Raw genomic sequence first — 20,334 nt, 5'->3', positions numbered from 1 at the left:
TCGCTCCCACATTGGAATGCATTCCTCTGTGGGAGCGAGCTTGCTCGCGAATGGGGCGACTCGGTCTATATGACCGGGCTTATTCCATGTCCTTGAGCCACTCGGTGCTCTTGAACCACTTGTCATGGATGCGATCGTAAGTGCCGTCTTCGTGGATCTGGTGCAAGAAGTTGTTGATGAAGTTCAGGCTGTCGTAATCGCCCTTCTTCAGACCGAACGCCAGCGGCTCGTAAGTGAACGGCTTGTCGAGGAATACCAGTTTGCCGGCGCCGACCTTGTTTACCGCAACGACGTTGTACGGCGCGTCGTAAATGAACGCGTCGGCCTTGCCGTTGACCACGTCGAGCACGGCTTCCTGCTCGTTGTCGTAGCCGTGGTACTTGGCTTTGGAGATCAGCTTTTTGGCAACCATCTCGCCGGTGGTGCCAAGCTTGGAAGTAATGCGGTAGTCGGCAGTGTTCAGGTCTTTATAGGACTTGATGGTGCCTTCCAGCTCCTTGCGTATCAGCAGGGTCTGGCCAACGACGATGAACGGTTCGCTGAAGTTCAGGCGCAGGTTGCGTTCCTGGGTCAGAGTCATGCCACTGCCGATCATGTCGAACTTGTCAGTCATCAGCGCCGGGATGATACCGTCGTAAGCGGTGGAAACCAGTTCCAGCTTGACGCCCATGGCCTTGGACATGGCTTTGAGAATGTCGACTTCGAAGCCGATGATTTCGCCGCGCTTGTTGGTCATTTCGAACGGCATGTAGGTCGGATCCATACCGACTTTCAACGTGCCGCGCTTGACCGCGTCATCGATTGCGCCAGCCTGTGCCGCATTGACTGCAACCAGTGCCGTGACGCCGACCAGCAGCATCGACAGATACTTCTTCATCTTCAAGTCCCCAAAACCATTGCGTGTGCGGCGCGAAAACCAACAATGACGGGCAAAAAAGCCCGGGTGCGCCAATTCGGGGACGGATGCTAACGCACTCGTTTTTTTGCACAAGGTTTAATGGACGATTTGTTTAACAATCAAGAGCTACCCCCTCACCCCAACCCTCTCCCCCAAGGGGGCGAGGGGGAAAGGGAGCAGATCGGGGAATATTCAAAACTTGAGTTCGACTCGATATCTCAGGTCGGTGTAACTCGAACATCCAACTCGGTCGGTCCCCTCTCCCTCGGGGAGAGGGCTAGGGTGAGGGGCTTTTCAGCAGGCAAAAAAAACCCCGCAACATCGCGGGGTTTCTTTATCAGGCCGGCTGAGTCTGCAGACTCACCGGTCGCAGCGGCAGCAACGGCGCATGCGGATCAGCTTTCACCGAAGCCCGCCAGGCATCCAGCCACTCGGCGTGACCTTCGGCCCAGACCTGCTCATGCAAACGTGCCAACGCCACAGGGTCGCTCAGCAGTTGCAGGCGATCATGGTTGTTCAGCCCGCCCGGGCCAACCTTGATCGCGTGACGTACACGCTCCTGACGCAGCCACTCGATCGGCTCGGCCTGACCATGACGCGAAGTCGCCAGCGAACACGCCAAAGCGTTCTGCTGTGGATCGACCACGGCGCGGACGAAGCCGTCGTTCAGCGCGTGATAACGGTTTTCGTGAGTGTACTGATCGGTCGCCAGCAGCGCCTGCGGCGGATTGTATTCCTCAGGGATGAGGAACAGGCTCTCGTCACGGGATTTGAGGCCCAGACCGACACGACTGGAGATCACCGACACCGGGATCGACAGCATCAGCGAACCGACGATCGGCACCAGCCACCAGAGAAAGCTCGGGTTGAGCCAGATCACCAGCAGCGCCCAGCAGAAGCCCAGCAGGGTCTGCGGACCGTGGCGTTTGACCGCCTCGCTCCATGGCGTCGAGTCGTCGTCACGCTGCGGCGAGTTCCAGGTCGCGGCCCAGCCGAGGAACGCGGCGAGGACGAAACGGGTGTGGAAAATCATCCGCACCGGCGCCAGCAGCATGGAGAACAACATCTCCAGCAGCATCGACAGGGTCACCTTGAACTTGCCGCCGAACTCTTTCGCGCCCTTGGCCCAAATCAGGATGATGCTCAACAGCTTCGGCAGGAACAGCAGCACGATGGTGGTGGAAAACAGCGCAATCGCCTTGTCCGGGTGCCATTGTGGCCACAGCGGATAGAGCTGACGCGGTTCCAGGAAGTACTGCGGCTCCATCAGCGTGTTCACCGCCAGCAGCGCGGTCGACAGCACCAGGAAGAAGAACCACAACGGCGCCGACAGGTACGACATCACGCCGGTGAGGAACACCGCACGGTGCACCGGGTGCATGCCTTTGACCAGGAACAGACGGAAGTTCATCAGGTTACCGTGGCACCAGCGACGGTCACGCTTGAGTTCGTCGAGCAGGTTCGGCGGCAGTTCTTCGTAGCTGCCCGGCAGGTCGTAGGCAATCCACACGCCCCAACCGGCACGGCGCATCAGCGCGGCTTCAACGAAGTCGTGGGACAGGATCGCACCGGAAAATGCACCTTTACCCGGCAACGGCGCCAGGGCGCAGTGGTCGATGAACGGCTTCATGCGGATGATCGCGTTGTGACCCCAGTAGTGGGATTCACCCAACTGCCAGAAGTGCAGACCGGCGGTAAACAGCGGGCCGTACACGCGGGTGGCAAACTGCTGCATGCGCGCATACAGGGTGTCCATGCCCGACGCACGCGGCGCGGTCTGGATGATCCCGGCGTCCGGCGTGGCTTCCATCAAGCGCACCAGACTGGTCAGGCACTCGCCGCTCATCACCGAGTCAGCGTCGAGCACGACCATGTACTTGTAGTCACCGCCCCAGCGACGGCAGAAGTCGTCGAGGTTACCGCTCTTGCGCTTCACGCGACGGCGTCGACGGCGGTAGAAGATCTTGCCGAAGCCTTTGGCTTCGCGGCAGACGTCCAGCCAGGCCTGTTGCTCGGCCACGCAAATGTCGGTGTCGTTACTGTCGCTGAGGACGAAGAAGTCAAAGCGATCCAGATCACCGGTGGCCGCAACCGATTCGAACGTCGCCCGCAGACCGGCGAATACGCGCGGTACGTCTTCGTTGCAGATCGGCATCACCAGCGCGGTACGCGCGTCTTTGGCAATCGGCTCGTTGCCGGCGCTTTTGCCGGAGATACGGTATTTATCATGACCGGTGAGCAACTCGAGGAAGCCCATCAACGCGGTCCAGAAACCGGCCGAAACCCAGCAGAACAGAATCCCGAACAGAATCAGGATGCTGGTTTGCAGCGCATACGGCAGCACTTGCGTGGCGGTTTGCAGCAGCGGCTGATGCAGGACTTCTTCGAGATCGACGAACGACCAGCCCTGATACGGCATGATGCCCTTCATGTACCAGCCGGCGACGATGGTCTGGCCGAGCATCAACAGCAACAGAATGTAGCGACGGATCGAACCGACGGTGCGCCAGCGCGCGGCCGGCAAGACATTTTCGTCCTTCGGCGGCTGCGGCGGGTTGGTGCGCCCGGTCATACGGCGCCAGCCACGCACCAGAATATTGGTGCGCCATGGCTCCGGCACGACTTTGGTCCGACGGATCGGTGGCGTCGCCTTCATGCTGACGCGGCCGCTGGCGTCGAGCACCAGCATCTCCGCGTCTTCAAGCTCTTCAGCGGTGCTGAGGATCAGACGCTTGCCCACCGAAGCCTGGGCGGCTTCGGCAGGGGCGTCGAATGTCGGCGACGACAGGCGTTGATGCAGCTCGCTGAACGACTGGCAGCCCGCGAGTTCCGCGCGCTGCTCGTCGGTCATCGGCAGATGCGCCAGATACTCGGACAGAGTTTCTGGCTGTACTTGAGAGTTACTCATCGGCAGGCAACTGATAGCTCCAGGTCTCGGTCAGGACTTCTTCAGTCGGTGCCGATTCCGGTGTGGCTGGGGCCGCGTCCGCAGCAACTGGCTGCTTGGCGTCTTTGTTGGCCTTGTCCTTGGCATCTGCAGCTGGCTTGGCGTCGGCCTGTTTGGCCTCGGCGGCCTTGGCTTCCTTGTCGACTTTCTCTTGTTGCTTGGCGGCAACCTTGTCGGCCTTGGCAACGGACGAGTTGGACGCCGGCACCGATTTCGCCAGATCAGCAGTGACCACAGGCTGTACCAGCGCAGCACGCATCTCGGTCGACTTGCTCGCGTCTTTGATTTTCATGCGCAAGGTCAAGCGCCAGCCTTTGGTTTCCGGGTTGTAGCGCACGCTGTTTTCAACCAGTTCGGCGTTGTCGCCAACACTGACCTGACTGCGCACGTCGGCATCCGGGGTCAGCGCGGCCAGCGATGGACCTTCGAAGTCGACGAGATAGGCAACACTGCCGTCCGGCTGACGGATCAGGTTCGATTGCTTGACGTCACCGGTCGAACGCAGAGTCTGCGAAACCCAGGCGCTGTCCGGCGCGTGAATCGCCGCTTCGTCCATGGTCCAGTGCATGCGGTAGGCGAAGTCCAGTGGCTGGCCCGGCTCCGGCATTTTTTCCGGGCTCCAGAACGCAACGATGTTGTCGTTGGTTTCGTCGGCGGTCGGAATCTCTACCAGATCAACGGTGCCCTTGCCCCACTCGCCCTTCGGCTCGATCCAGGCGCTTGGGCGCTTGTCGTAGCGGTCGTCGAGGTCTTCATAGTGGCTGAAGTCGCGGCCACGTTGCAGCAGACCGAAACCACGCGGGTTCTCGACGCTGAAGTTGCTCACGGCCAGGTGTTTCGGGTTGTTCAGTGGACGCCAGATCCACTCGCCATTGCCGGCATGGATCGACAGACCGCTGGAGTCGTGCAGTTCACGACGGTAGTTGAGGACTTTCGACGGCTGGTTGGCGCCGAACAGGAACATGCTGGTCAGCGGCGCGATGCCCAGTTTGCCGACCTTGTCACGCAAGAACATCTGCGCCTTGACGTCGACGATGGTATCGCTACCCGGACGCAGGATCAGACGGTAAGCACCGGTAGCGCGCGGCGAATCCAGCAAGGCGAAGATCACCAGGTGCTTGTCGCCCGGTTTCGGCTGTTGAATCCAGAACTCGCGGAAACGCGGGAATTCTTCGCCCGACGGCAGCGCGGTATCAATCGCCAGACCACGCGCCGAGAGGCCGTAGGTGTGGCCCTTGCCGACAACGCGGAAGTAACTCGCGCCGAGCATGGTCATGATTTCGTCTTGCTTGTCGGCCTTGTTGATCGGGTACAGCACACGGAAACCGGCATAACCCAGTTGTTCGGTGGCTTTCGGATCGAATTTCAGGTCGCCGAAATCGAAGCGGGTCGGATCGTATTTGATCTCTTCGACGGTGTTCGCCGTGATTTCGTTGATTTTCACCGGTGTATCGAAGTGCATACCCTGGTGATAGAAAGACAGTTTGAACGGAGTCTTCTGATCAGCCCACTCAGCCTTTTCGGTGAGGAAGCGGATTTTCTGATAGTCCGCGAACTTCATGTCGCGGAATTCGTTCGGCAGGTTGCTGCGCGGGGCTTCGAACTTCTGCCCGGCCAGTTCTTTAGCCTTCGCCGATACATCGTCAAGATTGAACGCCCAAAGCTGACCGGCGCTGAGCAGGCACAGGAGCGCCGAACCCGCTACCAGGGCACTTCGCATGCGTTTGGCAGACATTTTTGCTGCATTACAGGGACTAACAATCACGAGCAACCCTCGCCGAAAACAGATCAAAAAACCAACGGCCAGATGAAGTGCCTGTGAGGCTTTCGGCAGTGAAAAACCGACCTTCCAGAGCACCCTTGCCAAGTTGGCGAGCATTGTTCCGACTCCGCTGGGGCAAAATGATTCCCCAATCGGATCCAGACAAGTCTCTACCTAAGTCAAAAATGAATCAGCGAACGCTGATCCCAGTGCGCGCGATTATCTAGTAGCCCGCATGACAACGCATCAGGGGTAACAAAGTATTTATCGCGAAAACACCCTAAAAACGCTCGAAATTTCCCAAAAAAGGTGTTTCAAGCGCTTTCAGGTCTGTAACAAAAAGGTAACCGGGCCATCGTTGACCAAATGCACCTGCATATCGGCGCCGAATCTACCTGATGCCACAGTGCCATGCACCTGTTTCGCACTGCTCAATAGATAGTCGAACAATTCCTCGCCCAAGGCTGGCGGCGCGGCCGTCGAAAAGCTCGGGCGCAACCCGCTTTTGGTGTCGGCCGCGAGGGTGAACTGCGAGACCAGCAGCAACCCACCGCCGACATCGGCGAGGGACAAGTTCATCTTGCCCTCCGCGTCACTGAATACCCGATAGTTAAGCAGTTTATGCAGAAGTTTGTCGGCGCTGGTACGCGTGTCGTCGGGTTCTACTGCCACCAGCACCAGCAAACCGTGATCGACCGCGCCTACCACCTCGCCCGCAACTTCAACCCGCGCACCGCGTACGCGCTGTAACAGCCCCTTCATGCTTCTTCAGGCGGCAGGTCGAGCAAGCGCCGGGCCATTTTGCCCGCTGCGCGCACCAAGGCATCGGTGATGCCCGGTTCAGACGCGGCGTGGCCGGCATCGCGAATCACCTGCAGTTCGCTGTTCGGCCAGGCCTGGTGCAGTTCCCAAGCGTTGTCGAGCGGGCAGATCACGTCGTAACGACCGTGAATGATCACACCCGGCAAATGGGCGATCTTGCCCATGTCGCGAATCAGCTGGTTCGGTTCGAGGAAGGCATTGTTGGTGAAGTAATGGCATTCGATCCGCGCAATCGACAGTGCGCGCTGTGGTTCGGAGAAGCGATCGACCACCAACGGGTTCGGCCGCAGCGTCGCGGTGCGCCCTTCCCAGGTCGACCAGGCTTTCGCCGCGTGCATCTGGGCGATCTGGTCGTTGCCGGTCAGGCGTTTGTGGAAAGCGCTGAGCAGGTCGTCGCGCTCGTCCAGCGGAATCGGCGCGATGTAGTCCTGCCAGTAATCAGGAAACAGACGGCTGGCGCCAGCCTGATAGAACCACTCGATCTCCTGCGGGCGGCAGAGAAAGATCCCGCGCAGGATCAAACCGTGAACACGCTCAGGGTGGGTTTGCGCGTAAGCCAGCGCCAGAGTCGAGCCCCACGACCCGCCGAACAGCACCCATTTGTCGATACCCAGGTGTTTGCGGATGCGCTCAAGGTCGGCGACCAGATCCCAGGTGGTGTTGTTTTCCAGGCTGGCGTGCGGTGTGGAGCGACCGCAGCCACGCTGGTCGAAGGTGACGATGCGGTACAGGTTCGGATCGAAGTAGCGACGGCTCTGCGCGTCGCAACCGGCGCCGGGGCCGCCGTGGATGAACACAACCGGCAAACCCTCCGGTGAACCGCTCTCGTCGACGTACAGCGTATGGGTGTCATCGACAGCCAGATCGTGCCGGGCGTGAGGTTTGATCTGCGGAAACAAAGTCTGCATTGCGCGCTCCGTAAGGGGTCGAGGTCATCCCTGGGGGGACTTGTATTATTCTGCCGTTGGGCATCATAAACCCGATTTACGTCAATGAGCATGCTCGCTCGCTGTCACAGCTTGTCAGACACGGACCTCAGCGAGCGTTCGCAGGTTTATCAGCTTGTAGTGCAGAGACTGCGCGGCGCCTTGCCCCAGCATCAGCCCTCCCTGAAGAGCTATTCGAGGATCGCGAAAACGCAGCCACCCTGACTTTTGTTGCGGCAAATATAAGTCTGCAAGCCAGTACCGGACGCTGGCTGAAGCTTCCAGTTTTGCAGATCGAGCAATTTCACTGCCAGATCGGGACGAACCTCCGGCCGGTAATACAAGTCAAGTTTCTCTCCGGAGCGGGTGGAATACATGCAGCGCCCCAGGACACCACGATTGACCCCTTCAGCCTCTGCCGAATAAAAAACAGCACCATTGAAAGATTTCGCCGGTTCGACAGAAAAACCGTCCGCCCCCTTCGATCTGACAGCCGAAGCAGTGCCCACCCATTGCCCTTGGTGGCTGACCGTTGTGGCTGAGTAGACTCCGCGGGCGTTCTTGATATTTTCGGGCCTTGGGCAGTGATCGATTTCAAGTGCCAGGACGTTTACCGTCAGTAGACATAGGGGCAGGGCTAGCGCAAATCGCAACTTCATTATCAGTTCTCCAAAAATCAATCTGCCGGAAGAGGCAGGTTTCGAAGAGACGATAATTCTTTGGTGGTTGCGGAAGTGGTAGTAAGGGTCGGCGTTTGCTGTAGTCCCGTTCCTCATTTAGCAGTTGAATAATGACCGCGTTACTACACGCGATCATTACGCATTTGGATCAGTAGGTGCCTTTCCCCCAATTTAGCAGGCCTTGCAGCAGCTCTTTAAGCACCACCTGCGTAGGCTCCGCCAGATCCGCGCGATAGCGGAACGGTTCGAACTCTTCCATGTAGGTGCACTGGCCCAGTTCCAGTTGCACGGCGTGAATGTTCTCGGCCGGGTTGCCGTAATGGCGGGTGATATGGCCGCCCTTGAAACGTCCGTTCAGCACATGGCTGTAATTGGCATGACCGGCGCAGATCGCTTCCAGTTGCCCCGCCAGTTGCGGATCACAACTGGCACCGTTGAAGGTGCCAAGGTTGAAGTCCGGCAGCTTGCCGTCGAACAGGTGCGGAATGATCGAGCGGATCGAGTGCGCGTCGAACAGCAACGCGTAACCGAACTCGGCCTTCAACCGTGCCAACTCTTCCTGAAGCGTGCGGTGGTAAGGCGTCCAGATCTGTTGCAGGTAAGTTGCGCGTTCTTCTTTCGACGGCTCATGGCCTTCGCGGAACAACGGGATGCCATCGAACAGCGTTGCCGGATACAGCCCGGTGGTGGCGCCGGCGTACAGCGGTTTGTCGTCGGACGGACGATTCAGGTCGATCACAAAACGCGAGTACTCGGCCGCCAAGGTGCTGGCACCGAGGTCTTCAGCAAAATCGTAGAGCTGCGGGATGTGCCAATCGGTGTCCGGCAGGCTTTTCGCGTCGGGAATCAACCCGGCTTCCACCGCTGGGGTCAGGCGCACGCCGGCGTGGGGCATGCTGATCAGCAGCGGTACGCGACCTTGTTTGAAACTCAGAACCTTATCCACAACCGCTCTCCTACAGACTTGATTCGACGCCGTGACGCACGACGCGTTTATCCAGATCACCACCGAGCCAATAGGCCAGATCTGCTGGGCGATCGATGTGCCAGGCAACGAAATCGGCGACCTTGCCGACTTCGAGCGAACCGTGGGTGTCGGCCATGCCCAGCGCCTGCGCGGCGTGAATCGTCGCACCGGCCAGGGCCTCTTCGGGGGTCATGCGGAAGCAGGTGCAGGCCATGTTCAGCATCAGCCGCAACGACAGCGCCGGCGAGGTGCCGGGGTTGAGGTCGCTGGCGATGGCGATTTTCACTTTGTGCTTGCGCAGGGCGCCCATCGGCGGCAACTGGGTTTCGCGCAGGAAGTAAAAGGCGCCCGGCAGCAGCACCGCGACGGTGTCGGCTGCGGCCATGGCGATGGCGTCGGCCTCGTCCATGAATTCCAGGTGATCGGCGGACAATGCCCTATAGCGCGCAGCGAGGCTGGAGCCGTGCAGCGACGACAGCTGTTCGGCGTGCAGCTTCACTGGCAGGCCGAGTTTTTGCGCGGCGATGAACACACGCTCGACCTGCTCCGGCGAGAACGCCAGGTATTCGCAGAAGGCATCCACGGCGTCGACCAGGCCTTCGGCGGCCAGCGCTGGCAGCATCTGAGTGCAAATCAGATCGATGTAATCGTCGGCGCGATCCTTGTATTCCGGTGGCAACGCGTGTGCAGCAAGGCAGGTGCTGCGCACACTGATCGGCAGCTCTTTCTGCAGACGGCGGATGACTCGAAGGATCTTGCGCTCGCTGGTCAGATCGAGACCGTAACCGGACTTCATTTCGACCGTGGTCACGCCGTCGCGCATCAGGCTTTTCAGGCGTTTCGCGGCGCTGGCGAACAACTCGTCCTCAGTGGCCTCGCGAGTGGCGCGCACGGTGCTGGCGATGCCGCCGCCCTGCGCAGCGATCTCGGCGTAGCTGACGCCTTGCAGGCGTTTTTCGAATTCGCCACTGCGGTTGCCACCGAACACGGTGTGGGTGTGGCAATCGATCAGGCCGGGAGTGACCCATGCGCCTTGCAGGTCATTGACCGCCGGATATTCGCCGGACGGCAATTGAGTGCGCGGGCCGATCCACTCGATGTGCGCACCGGACGTCACGATGGCCGCATCCTCGATGATCGAGTAGACGCCTTGCGCCATGGTTGCGACGTGGCAGTGTTGCCAGAGGGTTTTCACTGTTGGCCTCCGTTTGGGCTGGTTTGGTGGTTGGCCTTCAAAAGCCCCTCACCCTAGCCCTCTCCCGGAGGGAGAGGGGACTGACCGGGTTGTTCTGTCGAGGTACATCGACCTGAACGTCTTGAGCTGAACTCAAGTTTCGGAAAACACCGAGATCGGGCTCCCTTCCCCTCTCTCTCACAGAAAAGAAAAAGGACTGACCGGATTGTTCTGCCGAGGTACATCGACCTGAAAGTTGTGAGCCGGACTCAGGCTCTGAAAACCATGAAGATCGGCTCCCTTCCCCCTCTCCCCTCTGGGGGAGAGGGTTGGGGTGAGGGGGATCGGTTTCAGCAACTACAAAGCCCCCCCTGAAAACACACTTACAAACTCGGCAAAAGCTTCGCCGGGATCAGCTCGGTCAGACACCGCGAAGCCAACAACTCAGTCGCCGCATTGATGTCGGGAGCAAAGAAGCGGTCCTTTTCATAGAACGGCACTTCCTTGCGCAGAATCGCCCGCGCCTGTTCCAGCTTCGCTGAAGTCTTCAGACCGTTACGCAGGTCCAGTCCTTGCACCGCCGCCAGCCATTCCACCGCGAGAATCCCGCGGGTGTTCTCGGCCATTTCCCACAGACGCTTGCCGGCCGCCGGGGCCATCGACACGTGATCTTCCTGGTTGGCCGAAGTCGGCAGGCTGTCGACCGAATGCGGATGCGACAGCGCCTTGTTTTCGCTGGCCAGTGCCGCAGCGGTCACCTGAGCAATCATGAAACCGGAGTTCACGCCGCCATTGGCAACGAGGAACGGCGGCAGTTGCGACATGTGCTTGTCCATCATCAGCGAGATGCGGCGTTCGCTCAGCGAGCCGATTTCGGCAATGGCCAGTGCCATGTTGTCAGCGGCCATGGCCACGGGTTCGGCGTGGAAGTTACCGCCAGAAATCACATCACCTTCAGCGGCGAAGACCAACGGGTTGTCGGACACAGCGTTGGCTTCAACGGCCAGCACTTCAGCGGCCTGACGGAACTGGGTCAGACAAGCGCCCATGACTTGCGGCTGGCAACGCAGCGAATACGGGTCCTGAACCTTCTCGCAGTTCTGGTGCGAGTCGGAGACTTCGCTGCGCTCACCGAGCAGATCGCGGTAAGCGGCAGCAGCGTCGATCTGACCTTTCTGGCCGCGAGCCGCATGAATGCGTGCGTCGAACGGCGAGCGTGAACCCAATACGGCTTCGACCGTCAGACCACCGAGCGCCAGTGCACCGGCAAACAGGTCTTCGCCTTCAAACAGACCGCGCAGCGCGAACGCCGTGGAAACCTGAGTCCCGTTGAGCAGCGCCAGACCTTCTTTCGCCGCCAGCGTCAGCGGCGTCAGGCCGGCGACTTTCAGCGCTTCGGTGGCTTCCATCCACTCGCCCTTGTAGCGCGCCTTGCCCTCGCCCAGCAGCACCAGCGACATGTGCGCCAACGGCGCCAGATCGCCCGAAGCGCCCACCGAACCTTTCAGCGGAATGTGCGGATACACCTCGGCGTTGATCAGCGCGATCAGCGCATCGATCACCACGCGACGAATGCCGGAGAAACCACGGCTGAGGCTGTTGACCTTGAGCACCATGATCAGTCGCACCAGCTCATCGCTGATCGGCTGGCCGACGCCAGCGGCGTGAGACAGCACCAGCGAACGCTGCAGGTTTTCCAGGTCTTCGCTGGCGATGCGGGTCGACGCCAGCAGGCCGAAACCGGTGTTGATGCCGTAGGCAGTGCGATTCTCGGCGAGGATCTGCTCGACGCAGGCGACGCTGGCTTCGATCTGCTCGGAAGCACTGTTGTCGAGGCTCAGCTTGACCGGGTTCTGGTAGACGTCACGCAGTTGGGCCAGGCTCAGTTGGCCGGGAATCAGGTTCAGCGCAGTCATTTAAATGCTCCTTTTGAGAGTTTGTTATTAACTTGCCATTCGCTCCGGAGCATTCCGTTATCCGTCGCTTTCAGCCTTGTGGGCATCCGGCGCCTTGGCACGCTGGCAGGGTAGTTTTTCAGTGCAAATTCGATAGAACGTTGTGCAGCAGATTCGGATTTTTCAAAACGTTTGCGGCGGCGGCGATATCCGGCGCCAGCCAGCGATCCTGATCGTAGGCCGGAACCGTTTCGCGCAGCAGTCGCCACGCACGGTCAGTGCCCACGCCAAAGCGCTGTTCCTTGAGGAATTCAAACGCCTGCGCCGCCAGCAAGTATTCGATCGCAAGGATCTGCGTGCAGTTTTCCAGTGCGCGATGCAGCTTCAGCGCGGCGTTGGTGCCCATGCTCAAATGGTCTTCCTGCAGGCCCGAGGTGATGTAGTTGTCGAGCACCGCCGGTTGCGCCAATTGGCGGTTTTCCGCGCACAGCGACGCGGCGACGTATTGGACGATCATCATCCCCGAGTTCACTCCCGGGTTGGCCACCAGAAACGCCGGCAGACCGCTGACGTGCGGGTTGACCAGGCGATCGAGACGGCGCTCGGCAATCGAGCCGATTTCGGCCATGGCAATCGCCAGCAAATCCGCCGCCATCGCCACCGATTGGCCGTGCGGGTTGGCTTGCGACATCACCCGGAAGTTGTCCGGTGTGCCGAGCAACAGTGGGTTATCGGTGCAGCCATTGAGTTCGGCTTCGACTTGTTTGATCGCATGTTCCAGTTGATCCCGCGCAGCGCCGTGTACTTGCGGGATCGATCGAATGCTCAACGCATCCTGAGTACGAATGCCTTTGCTCGACGCAATCACTTCACTGCCGTCGAGCAATGCACGCAAATTGATCCCGACTCGCTGCATGCCCGGGTGTGGTTTCAGCGCGATGATCTCGGCATCGAACGCGTCGACCTGACCGCGCTGGGCTTCAAAACTCATCGCGCCGATGACGTCGGCCCACTGCACCAGCCGCGTCGCATCGGCAATCGCCAGGCAACTGAGGCCGGTCATGCACGGCGTGCCATTGACCAGGCACAAGCCGTCCTTCGCACCGAGTTGCACCGGTTGCAGACCTTCCTCGACCAACGCCTGTTGCGCCGAGGTGATCTGGCCGCGATAGCTGACGTTGCCGACACCGAGCAACGCGATGCCGATGTGCGCCATGTGCGTCAGATAACCCACCGAACCTTGCGACGGCACTTGCGGAGTAATGCCGCGATTGATCAGCGCCAGGAGCGCCTCGACGACCCGGCGATGGATACCGGATTTGCCATGGCTGTAGTTGTGGATCGCCGCGCAGAGGATCGCGCGGGTCTGTTCGTCAGCGAGTACCGGGCCGACGCCGCAGGCGTGGCTGAGCAAGGTATTGCGCGAGAGCTGGCTGAGTTGTTCGTCCTGCAGCGAAACATTCGACAAACCGCCCAGGCCGGTGTTGACGCCATAGGCCCGTTCGCCGCTGGCGACGATGCGCTGGACAATGCCTTGGGCGTTTTCGATGCGCGCCCAGGTTTCGCTGGACAGCTCAAGTTGAGCGCCGTGACGGGCGACAGCGACCACGTCCTGCCAACGCAAAGGCGCGCCGGTGATAACGATTTTTTCAGCCTGGGACATCTAAAACCTCAACCGTAATATTGATGCAGCTCTGCCGGCCCCTTCGCGAGCAAGCTCGCTCCCACAGGAGACCGCATTCCAATGTGGGAGCGAGCTTGCTCGCGAAGGGGCCGGCAGCCTCACCGCAAGTCTGTTAAACCACCGCCGCCCGCCGCTGCACGAACCGGTCAACGTACTCATCCGCCGGCGAATGCAGAATCTCGCGCGGCGTACCCACCTGGATCAAACGCCCATCCTTGAGAATCGCAATGCGATTGCCGATGCGTACGGCCTCGTCGAGATCGTGGGTAATGAAAACGATGGTCTTGTGCAGGGTTTTCTGCAGCTCCAACAATTGGTCCTGCATCTCGGCGCGGATTAGCGGATCCAGCGCGCTGAACGCCTCATCCATGAGGATGATGTCGGTGTCCGCCGCCAAGGCGCGGGCCAGGCCGACACGCTGACGCATGCCGCCGGAGAGCTGGTGCGGGTATTTGTTTTCGTAGCCTTTGAGGCCCACGGTGTTGATCCAGTGCAGCGCGCGCTCCGAGCACATCTGCTTGCTTTCGCCACGCACTTTCAGGCCGTAAGCGACGTTGTCGAGCACCGTCTTGTGCGGCAACAGGCCGAAGCTCTGGAACACCATGCTGATCTTGTGCCGGCGAAATTCGCGCAGGGCGTCCATGTCGTACTGCAGGATGTCCACGCCGTCGACGAGGATCGCGCCGCTGGTCGGGTCGATCAGGCGATTGAAGTGGCGCACCAGCGTCGATTTGCCCGAGCCGGACAGGCCCATGATCACGAAGATCTCGCCAGTGCCGATGCTCAGCGACAAGTCGTTGACCCCGACCACGCAACCGGTCTCGTTCAGCACCTGATCCTTGGTCTTGCCCTGGCCGACCATGGCCAAAGCATCCTTGGCGCGGTTGCCGAAAATCTTGAAGACGTTTTTGACTTCGATCTTGCTCACGGTTGCGTTGCTCATTTGCTCACCTCATGCCGTGGCCGACCGTACGCCTGAGTAATGCGGTCGATGACCACTGCGAGAATCACGATCGCCAGACCGGCTTCGAGGCCGCGTCCGACGTTGAGGGTCTGAATCCCCACCAGCACATCTTCACCCAGACCTCGGGCGCCGATCATCGAGGCGATCACCACCATCGACAGGGCCATCATGGTGGTCTGGTTGATCCCGGCCATGATGCTTGGCAGGGCCAGCGGCAGTTGCACGCCGAACAGTTGCTGCCAGCGATTGGCGCCGAAAGCATTGATCGCCTCCATGACTTCGCCGTCGACCTGGCGAATGCCCAGATCGGTCAGGCGAATCAGCGGCGGCGCGGCGTAGATCACCGTGGCGAAAATCGCCGGGACCTTGCCCAGACCGAACAGCATCAGCACCGGGATCAGGTACACGAAACTCGGCATGGTCTGCATGATGTCGAGCAGCGGCATCAACACCGAACGCAGGCGATTGCTGCGCGCCGAGAGAATCCCCAGCGGAATGCCGATCAGCACCGAAATGATCGTCGCAACCATCATCAGCGCCAGCGTCTGCATAAGCTTGTCCCACAGGCCAACGGCGCCGACGAGGAATAGCAGACCGACGATTACAGCGGTGGTCACGACTTTGCGCGTGGCGTGCCAGGCAACCACACCCACGATGGCCAGCATCAACCACCACGGCGCCGCACGCAGCAGGCCTTCTAGGTTGACGATGGCCCACAACAGGGTGTCGGAGATGTGGCGGAACACATCACCGTAGTTGGTGACCAGCGAATCGACCCAACCGTTGACCCAGTCGGCGATGGAAAAGGTAAAGCTTTCGGGAAACATAAGCGGCTCTCAATCAGCAATCTCAATCAAGCGTTTACGGCATATCTCCCGGCCAGCCTCACGGTTGACCGGGAGGTATCGACCTACAGCGCCGCGTCGATTTTCCTGGCTGCGTCTGCACTGACCCACGCATGCCAGACTTCAGGATGTTCCTTGAGGAAGATTTTCGCCAGTTTTGGCGACTCGATACGCTCCTTCGCCATGCGGCCCAGGTTCTGGTTCAGCAGATCGATCGGCAGGTTGACCTTTTCCAGCACGGCCACCAGCTCCGGGGCTTCGTCGTGGAAGGTTTTCGACAGGCCGACCTTGATGCTCACCGACTTGTCGACGCCCGGTTTCTCTTCCAGTTTCACTGCGTCGATCTGGCCCATCAGCGGGGTTGGCGACCAGTAGTAGAACAGGATCGGCTCGCCACGCTTGTAGCTCGACAGCACCGCCGCATCCAGCGCCGGGCCGGTGCCTGGACGGAAGTTGGTGTAGCTGTTTTCCAGACCGTAGCTTTTCAGCATTTCGCTGTTATCCAGCTCGCACGTCCAGCCGGCCGGGCAGTTGTAGAAACGGCCCTTGGACGGCTCTTCAGCATCCTTGAACACGGCGGCGTATTTACCCAGGTCGGCGATGTTTTTCAGGTCCGGGGCTTTCGGCTCAAGCTTGCGCTTGGCGTCGCCTTCGATCACGTAACGCGGCACGTACCAGCCTTCCACCGCGCCGACTACCGGAGCGCCGACACCGACGACCTTGCCGGCCTTCTCGGCCTTGTTCCAGACCTCGCTGCGGCCGACCCACTCTTCGGCGAACACTTGAATATCGTTGCTGCTCAGGGCGTTCTCCATGGTGATGGAGTTGCCCGGCAGGCTGTCGGTCTTGCAGTCGTAACCTTTTTCCAGCACCACTTGCAGAACATCGGTCAGCAGCATGCCGCTTTCCCAGTTCAGGCCGGCGAACTTCACCGGTTTGCCCGATTCGCACCAGCCGGCGGCTTGCGTTGCACCGGCACTGGCCAACAGGCCCATGGACAGCAATGTGGTCAGCAGGGTCTTGTTCGATTTCATTGTTGTGACGCTCCTAATCATGAATTGGCTTACGGCAGTCAAGAGGCATCCAGCCCTGTCCACGTCCAATCAGGCCTGCGCCGCAGCGCGGCCGGCCCCACTTGTTTTAGGTTGTACAACGCTGTTCTGCTCGACCGGCAGAATCAGCTGATCGGGCACTGAGCCGTGCCATTTTTTTGCGCACACGAAATACAGCGCAGCCGGCAGCACCAGACCGATGATCCAGGAAATATCCACGTCACCGAGGGCGGCCACCAAGGGACCGGTATAGAACTTGGTAGAGATGAACGGCAGCTGCACCAGCACGCCGAACACATAGATGCTGATACCCAGGAGGTTCCAGCGACCGTAGCGACCGTTCGGATCGGCCAGGGCCGGAACGTCATAACGCTCACGGGTGATGCAGTAGTAATCCACCAGGTTGATCGCGCTCCATGGTGTGAAGAACGCCAGCAGGAACAGGATGAACGACTTGAATGCACCGAGGAACGAGTGCTGACCGAGCAGCGCGATCAGGGTCGCCGCGCCGACGATCACCAGCACGAACACCAGACGCTGCATCCGGGTCACCGTCAGGTGCCCCTTGAAGCCACTGATGATGGTCGCGATGCACATGAAGCTGCCGTAGGAGTTCAGCGTCGAGATGGTCACCTTGCCGAACGCGATACTGAAGTACAGCAGCGCGGCGGTGGCACCGGTGCCGCCGAGACCGACGATGTAGGCGACCTCGTGACCGGCGAATTGGCCATTGGCCGAAGCCGCAGCGAACACACCAAGCACCATCGCCACCTGCGCACCGATGACCGAACCCGCACCCGCGGCAAAGAAGGTTTTCACCGAGGAAATCTTGCTTGGCAGGTAGCGCGAATAGTCCGCCACATACGGGCCAAACGCGATCTGCCAAGACGCTGCGAGCGATACCGCCAACAGGAAACTGCTCCAGCTGAAGTGGCGAATCTGCAACAGTGCGCCCACATCAACCTGGCTCATCAAACGGCTGAACAGATACACGAAGGCAATCACGCCAATCACGCTGGCGACCCGGCCGATCCAGTGAATGACCCGATAACCGAGCACAGTGACCACCACAATGACACTGGCGAACAGCAGGATGCCAACGGTGTCGCTGACCCCGAACAACTGGCCCAGTGCCTGGCCGGACAGCACGGTGCCTGTGGCGGTGAAGCCCAGGTACATCAGGCACACCAGCACGATCGGGATCGCCGCACCATAAACGCCAAACTGCACGCGGCTGGAGATCATTTGCGGCAGGCCCAGTTTCGGCCCTTGCGCGGCATGCAGCGCCATCACCCCGCCGCCGAGCAGTTGACCGATCAACAGACCGATCAGCGACCAGAACACATCACCACCCAGCACCACGGCCAGGGCCCCGGTGACAATCGCGGTGATTTGTAGGTTGGCGCCCATCCACAGGGTGAACTGGCTCAACAGACGACCGTGTCTTTCCGCTTCCGGGATGTAGTCGATCGAACGCCTCTCGATCAACGGTTTGTTGCCTGCACGATCGGTGTTAACAGCCATGACTCAACCTCTGTGGATTGTTCTGGGAAGTTGTACTTGTTTTGGCTTCTGTGGGAGCGAGCCTGCTCGCGATTGCGGTGGGTCAGTCAGCACATTTGCTGAATGTGCCGGCCTTATCGCGAGCAGGCTCGCTCCTACAGGGGAAAGCATTACTTTCCGGTAATCATCGGCAGGTTCAGGCCCTGTTCCTTGGCGCAGTCGATGGCGATCTGGTAACCGGCATCGGCGTGACGCATGACACCGGTCGCCGGGTCGTTGTGCAGCACCCGCGCAATACGCTCAGCCGCTTCGTCAGTACCGTCGCAGACAATCACCATGCCCGAGTGCTGCGAGAAGCCCATGCCGACGCCGCCGCCGTGGTGCAGGGAAACCCAGGTCGCGCCGCTCGCGGTGTTGAGCAGTGCGTTGAGCAGCGGCCAGTCGGACACGGCGTCGGAACCGTCCTGCATCGATTCGGTTTCGCGGTTCGGGCTGGACACCGAACCGGAGTCGAGGTGGTCGCGACCGATCACGATCGGCGCCGACAGCTCGCCGCTGCGCACCATTTCGTTGAACGCCAGACCGAGCTTGGCGCGCAGGCCCAGACCGACCCAGCAGATACGTGCCGGCAGACCCTGGAAGCTGATGCGCTCGCGGGCCATGTCTAGCCAGTTGTGCAGGTGGGCGTCGTCCGGGATCAGCTCTTTGACCTTGGCGTCGGTTTTGTAGATGTCTTGCGGATCGCCCGAGAGTGCCGCCCAACGGAACGGGCCGATGCCACGGCAGAACAGCGGACGGATGTAGGCCGGTACGAAACCCGGGAAGTCGAATGCGTTTTCGACGCCTTCTTCCTGGGCCATCTGACGGATGTTGTTGCCATAGTCGAAGGTCGGAATGCCTTGCTTCTGGAATTCCAGCATCGCTTTGACGTGCACGGCCATCGACTGCTTGGCGGCTTTGATTACAGCCGCAGGTTCGGTCTTGGCACGGGCGCGGTATTCGTCCCAGGTCCAGCCGGCCGGCAGGTAGCCGTTGAGCGGGTCGTGGGCGCTGGTCTGGTCGGTGACCATGTCCGGGCGGACGCCGCGCTTGACCAGTTCCGGGAGGATTTCTGCGGCGTTACCCAGCAGGGCGATGGAGATCGCTTTGCCTTCTTTGGTGTATTTGTCGATGCGTGCCAGCGCGTCGTCGAGGTCGTTGGCTTGCTCGTCGACGTAACGGCTTTTCAGGCGGAAGTCGATGCTCACCTGCTGGCATTCGATGTTCAGCGAGCAGGCGCCGGCCAGGGTTGCCGCCAGCGGTTGTGCGCCACCCATGCCGCCCAGACCGGCGGTCAACACCCACTTGCCGGTGAGGTTGTCGTTGTAGTGCTGGCGACCGGCTTCAACAAAGGTTTCGTAGGTGCCTTGCACGATGCCCTGGCTGCCGATGTAGATCCAGCTGCCGGCGGTCATCTGGCCGTACATGGCCAGGCCTTTGGCATCGAGTTCGTTGAAGTGTTCCCAACTGGCCCAGTGCGGCACCAGGTTGGAGTTGGCGATCAGTACACGCGGGGCATTGGCGTGGGTTTTGAACACGCCGACCGGCTTGCCGGATTGCACTAGCAGGGTCTCGTCGTCGTTCAGATTGGTCAGGCTTTCGACGATCTTGTCGTAGCACTCCCAGTTACGCGCGGCGCGCCCGATACCACCGTAAACCACCAGCTCTTTCGGGTTCTCGGCGACTTCCGGGTCGAGGTTGTTCATCAGCATGCGCAGCGGCGCTTCAGTCAGCCAGCTCTTGGCGGTCAGCTTGTTGCCGCGGGCAGCGCGGATCTCAACGTTGCGAAACTTTGTAGGTTTATTGTCAGTCACGAAAAAGACTCCTCAGCGATCAATTCAAACCAACCCTGGCGGTGGGCAAGCAGCCTGTGCGCTTCAATGCGCGACAAGCGAATCAGTGGACGCTGCGGAGAGTCTCGAGCGACTCATACGCATACGTCTTTACTTGTACATACAAGCATATGCAATCAAGCGGCCAACTTGTTGGAGAGACATTCAAGAAAAATCGCGGACAGGGCTGGAGAGCGCCTGAATCAAGGGTTCAGGTGTGAATGAATTTTTTCGCGGGGATGATTTCGGGAGACGGAGTTGTGTTACATGAGCGTGGTTTTGCGCCACGCTGGGGCGTTCGGTAACAAGTTGGTGCGTGGGTTGGGAACACCCAAAAGCAAAAG

At 60.1% G+C, this 20,334-nt stretch carries 15 protein-coding genes; all 15 read right to left on the bottom strand.

Annotated elements, in window-relative coordinates; translation table 11 throughout:
- Window positions 1–79: 79 nt before the first annotated feature.
- Window positions 80–877, bottom strand: coding sequence for a transporter substrate-binding domain-containing protein (locus ACM6IV_RS20800; protein WP_414871445.1), 798 nt, complete (start codon window positions 875–877; stop codon window positions 80–82).
- Between the two features lie 358 nt (window positions 878–1,235).
- The gene (gene mdoH, locus ACM6IV_RS20795) at window positions 1,236–3,806 is read right to left on the bottom strand and encodes a glucans biosynthesis glucosyltransferase MdoH (protein WP_414871444.1); all 2,571 of its coding nucleotides are present in this window, start codon (window positions 3,804–3,806) and stop codon (window positions 1,236–1,238) included.
- Entirely contained in the window at window positions 3,799–5,580 is a 1,782-nt protein-coding gene (locus ACM6IV_RS20790; RefSeq protein ID WP_414871443.1) for a glucan biosynthesis protein G, read from the bottom strand. The genes mdoH and ACM6IV_RS20790 overlap by 8 nt, the downstream gene beginning before the upstream one ends.
- Before the next feature lie 351 nt (window positions 5,581–5,931).
- Window positions 5,932–6,369: a D-aminoacyl-tRNA deacylase gene (gene dtd, locus ACM6IV_RS20785; protein ID WP_007909321.1), complete on the bottom strand. Its 438-nt coding sequence runs from the start codon at window positions 6,367–6,369 to the stop codon at window positions 5,932–5,934.
- Entirely contained in the window at window positions 6,366–7,337 is a 972-nt protein-coding gene (gene pip, locus ACM6IV_RS20780; RefSeq protein ID WP_414871442.1) for a prolyl aminopeptidase, read from the bottom strand. Before pip ends, dtd begins: the two co-directional genes overlap by 4 nt.
- 209 nt (window positions 7,338–7,546) lie before the next feature.
- Window positions 7,547–8,014 carry a DUF3757 domain-containing protein gene (locus ACM6IV_RS20775; protein ID WP_414871441.1) on the bottom strand — a complete coding sequence of 156 codons (468 nt, stop codon included), beginning with the start codon at window positions 8,012–8,014 and terminating at the stop codon, window positions 7,547–7,549.
- A 169-nt stretch (window positions 8,015–8,183) separates the two neighbouring features.
- Window positions 8,184–8,981 carry an N-formylglutamate deformylase gene (hutG, locus tag ACM6IV_RS20770; RefSeq protein ID WP_414871440.1) on the bottom strand — a complete coding sequence of 266 codons (798 nt, stop codon included), beginning with the start codon at window positions 8,979–8,981 and terminating at the stop codon, window positions 8,184–8,186.
- A gap of 10 nt (window positions 8,982–8,991) precedes the next feature.
- Window positions 8,992–10,197, bottom strand: coding sequence for an imidazolonepropionase (gene hutI, locus ACM6IV_RS20765; protein ID WP_414871439.1), 1,206 nt, complete (start codon window positions 10,195–10,197; stop codon window positions 8,992–8,994).
- Window positions 10,198–10,559: 362 nt separating this feature from the next.
- Complete coding sequence (hutH, locus tag ACM6IV_RS20760; protein WP_414871438.1) at window positions 10,560–12,092, bottom strand: histidine ammonia-lyase; 1,533 nt, start codon at window positions 12,090–12,092, stop codon at window positions 10,560–10,562.
- 118 nt (window positions 12,093–12,210) lie between these two features.
- Window positions 12,211–13,734: a histidine ammonia-lyase gene (hutH, locus tag ACM6IV_RS20755; protein WP_414871437.1), complete on the bottom strand. Its 1,524-nt coding sequence runs from the start codon at window positions 13,732–13,734 to the stop codon at window positions 12,211–12,213.
- Window positions 13,735–13,867: 133 nt separating this feature from the next.
- Window positions 13,868–14,698, bottom strand: a complete 831-nt coding sequence (locus ACM6IV_RS20750) for a quaternary amine ABC transporter ATP-binding protein (RefSeq protein WP_052178219.1) — start codon at window positions 14,696–14,698, stop codon at window positions 13,868–13,870.
- The gene (locus ACM6IV_RS20745) at window positions 14,695–15,546 is read right to left on the bottom strand and encodes an ABC transporter permease (protein ID WP_007949591.1); all 852 of its coding nucleotides are present in this window, start codon (window positions 15,544–15,546) and stop codon (window positions 14,695–14,697) included. The genes ACM6IV_RS20750 and ACM6IV_RS20745 overlap by 4 nt, the downstream gene beginning before the upstream one ends.
- Before the next feature lie 83 nt (window positions 15,547–15,629).
- Complete coding sequence (locus tag ACM6IV_RS20740) at window positions 15,630–16,598, bottom strand: ABC transporter substrate-binding protein (protein ID WP_414871436.1); 969 nt, start codon at window positions 16,596–16,598, stop codon at window positions 15,630–15,632.
- A 69-nt stretch (window positions 16,599–16,667) separates the two neighbouring features.
- Window positions 16,668–18,140, bottom strand: a complete 1,473-nt coding sequence (locus ACM6IV_RS20735; RefSeq protein ID WP_414871435.1) for a purine-cytosine permease family protein — start codon at window positions 18,138–18,140, stop codon at window positions 16,668–16,670.
- A 149-nt stretch (window positions 18,141–18,289) separates the two neighbouring features.
- A complete protein-coding gene (gene hutU / locus ACM6IV_RS20730; RefSeq protein WP_414871434.1) occupies window positions 18,290–19,972 on the bottom strand; it encodes a urocanate hydratase in 1,683 nt (560 codons plus the stop codon).
- Between the last annotated feature and the right edge of the window lie 362 nt (window positions 19,973–20,334).

It is taken from the genome of Pseudomonas sp. IT-347P (genome assembly GCF_949768005.1).
Lineage (GTDB): Bacteria > Pseudomonadota > Gammaproteobacteria > Pseudomonadales > Pseudomonadaceae > Aquipseudomonas.
Note: the sequence above shows the minus strand (reverse complement) of the source record. Positions and strands in the feature narration are given on the sequence as shown.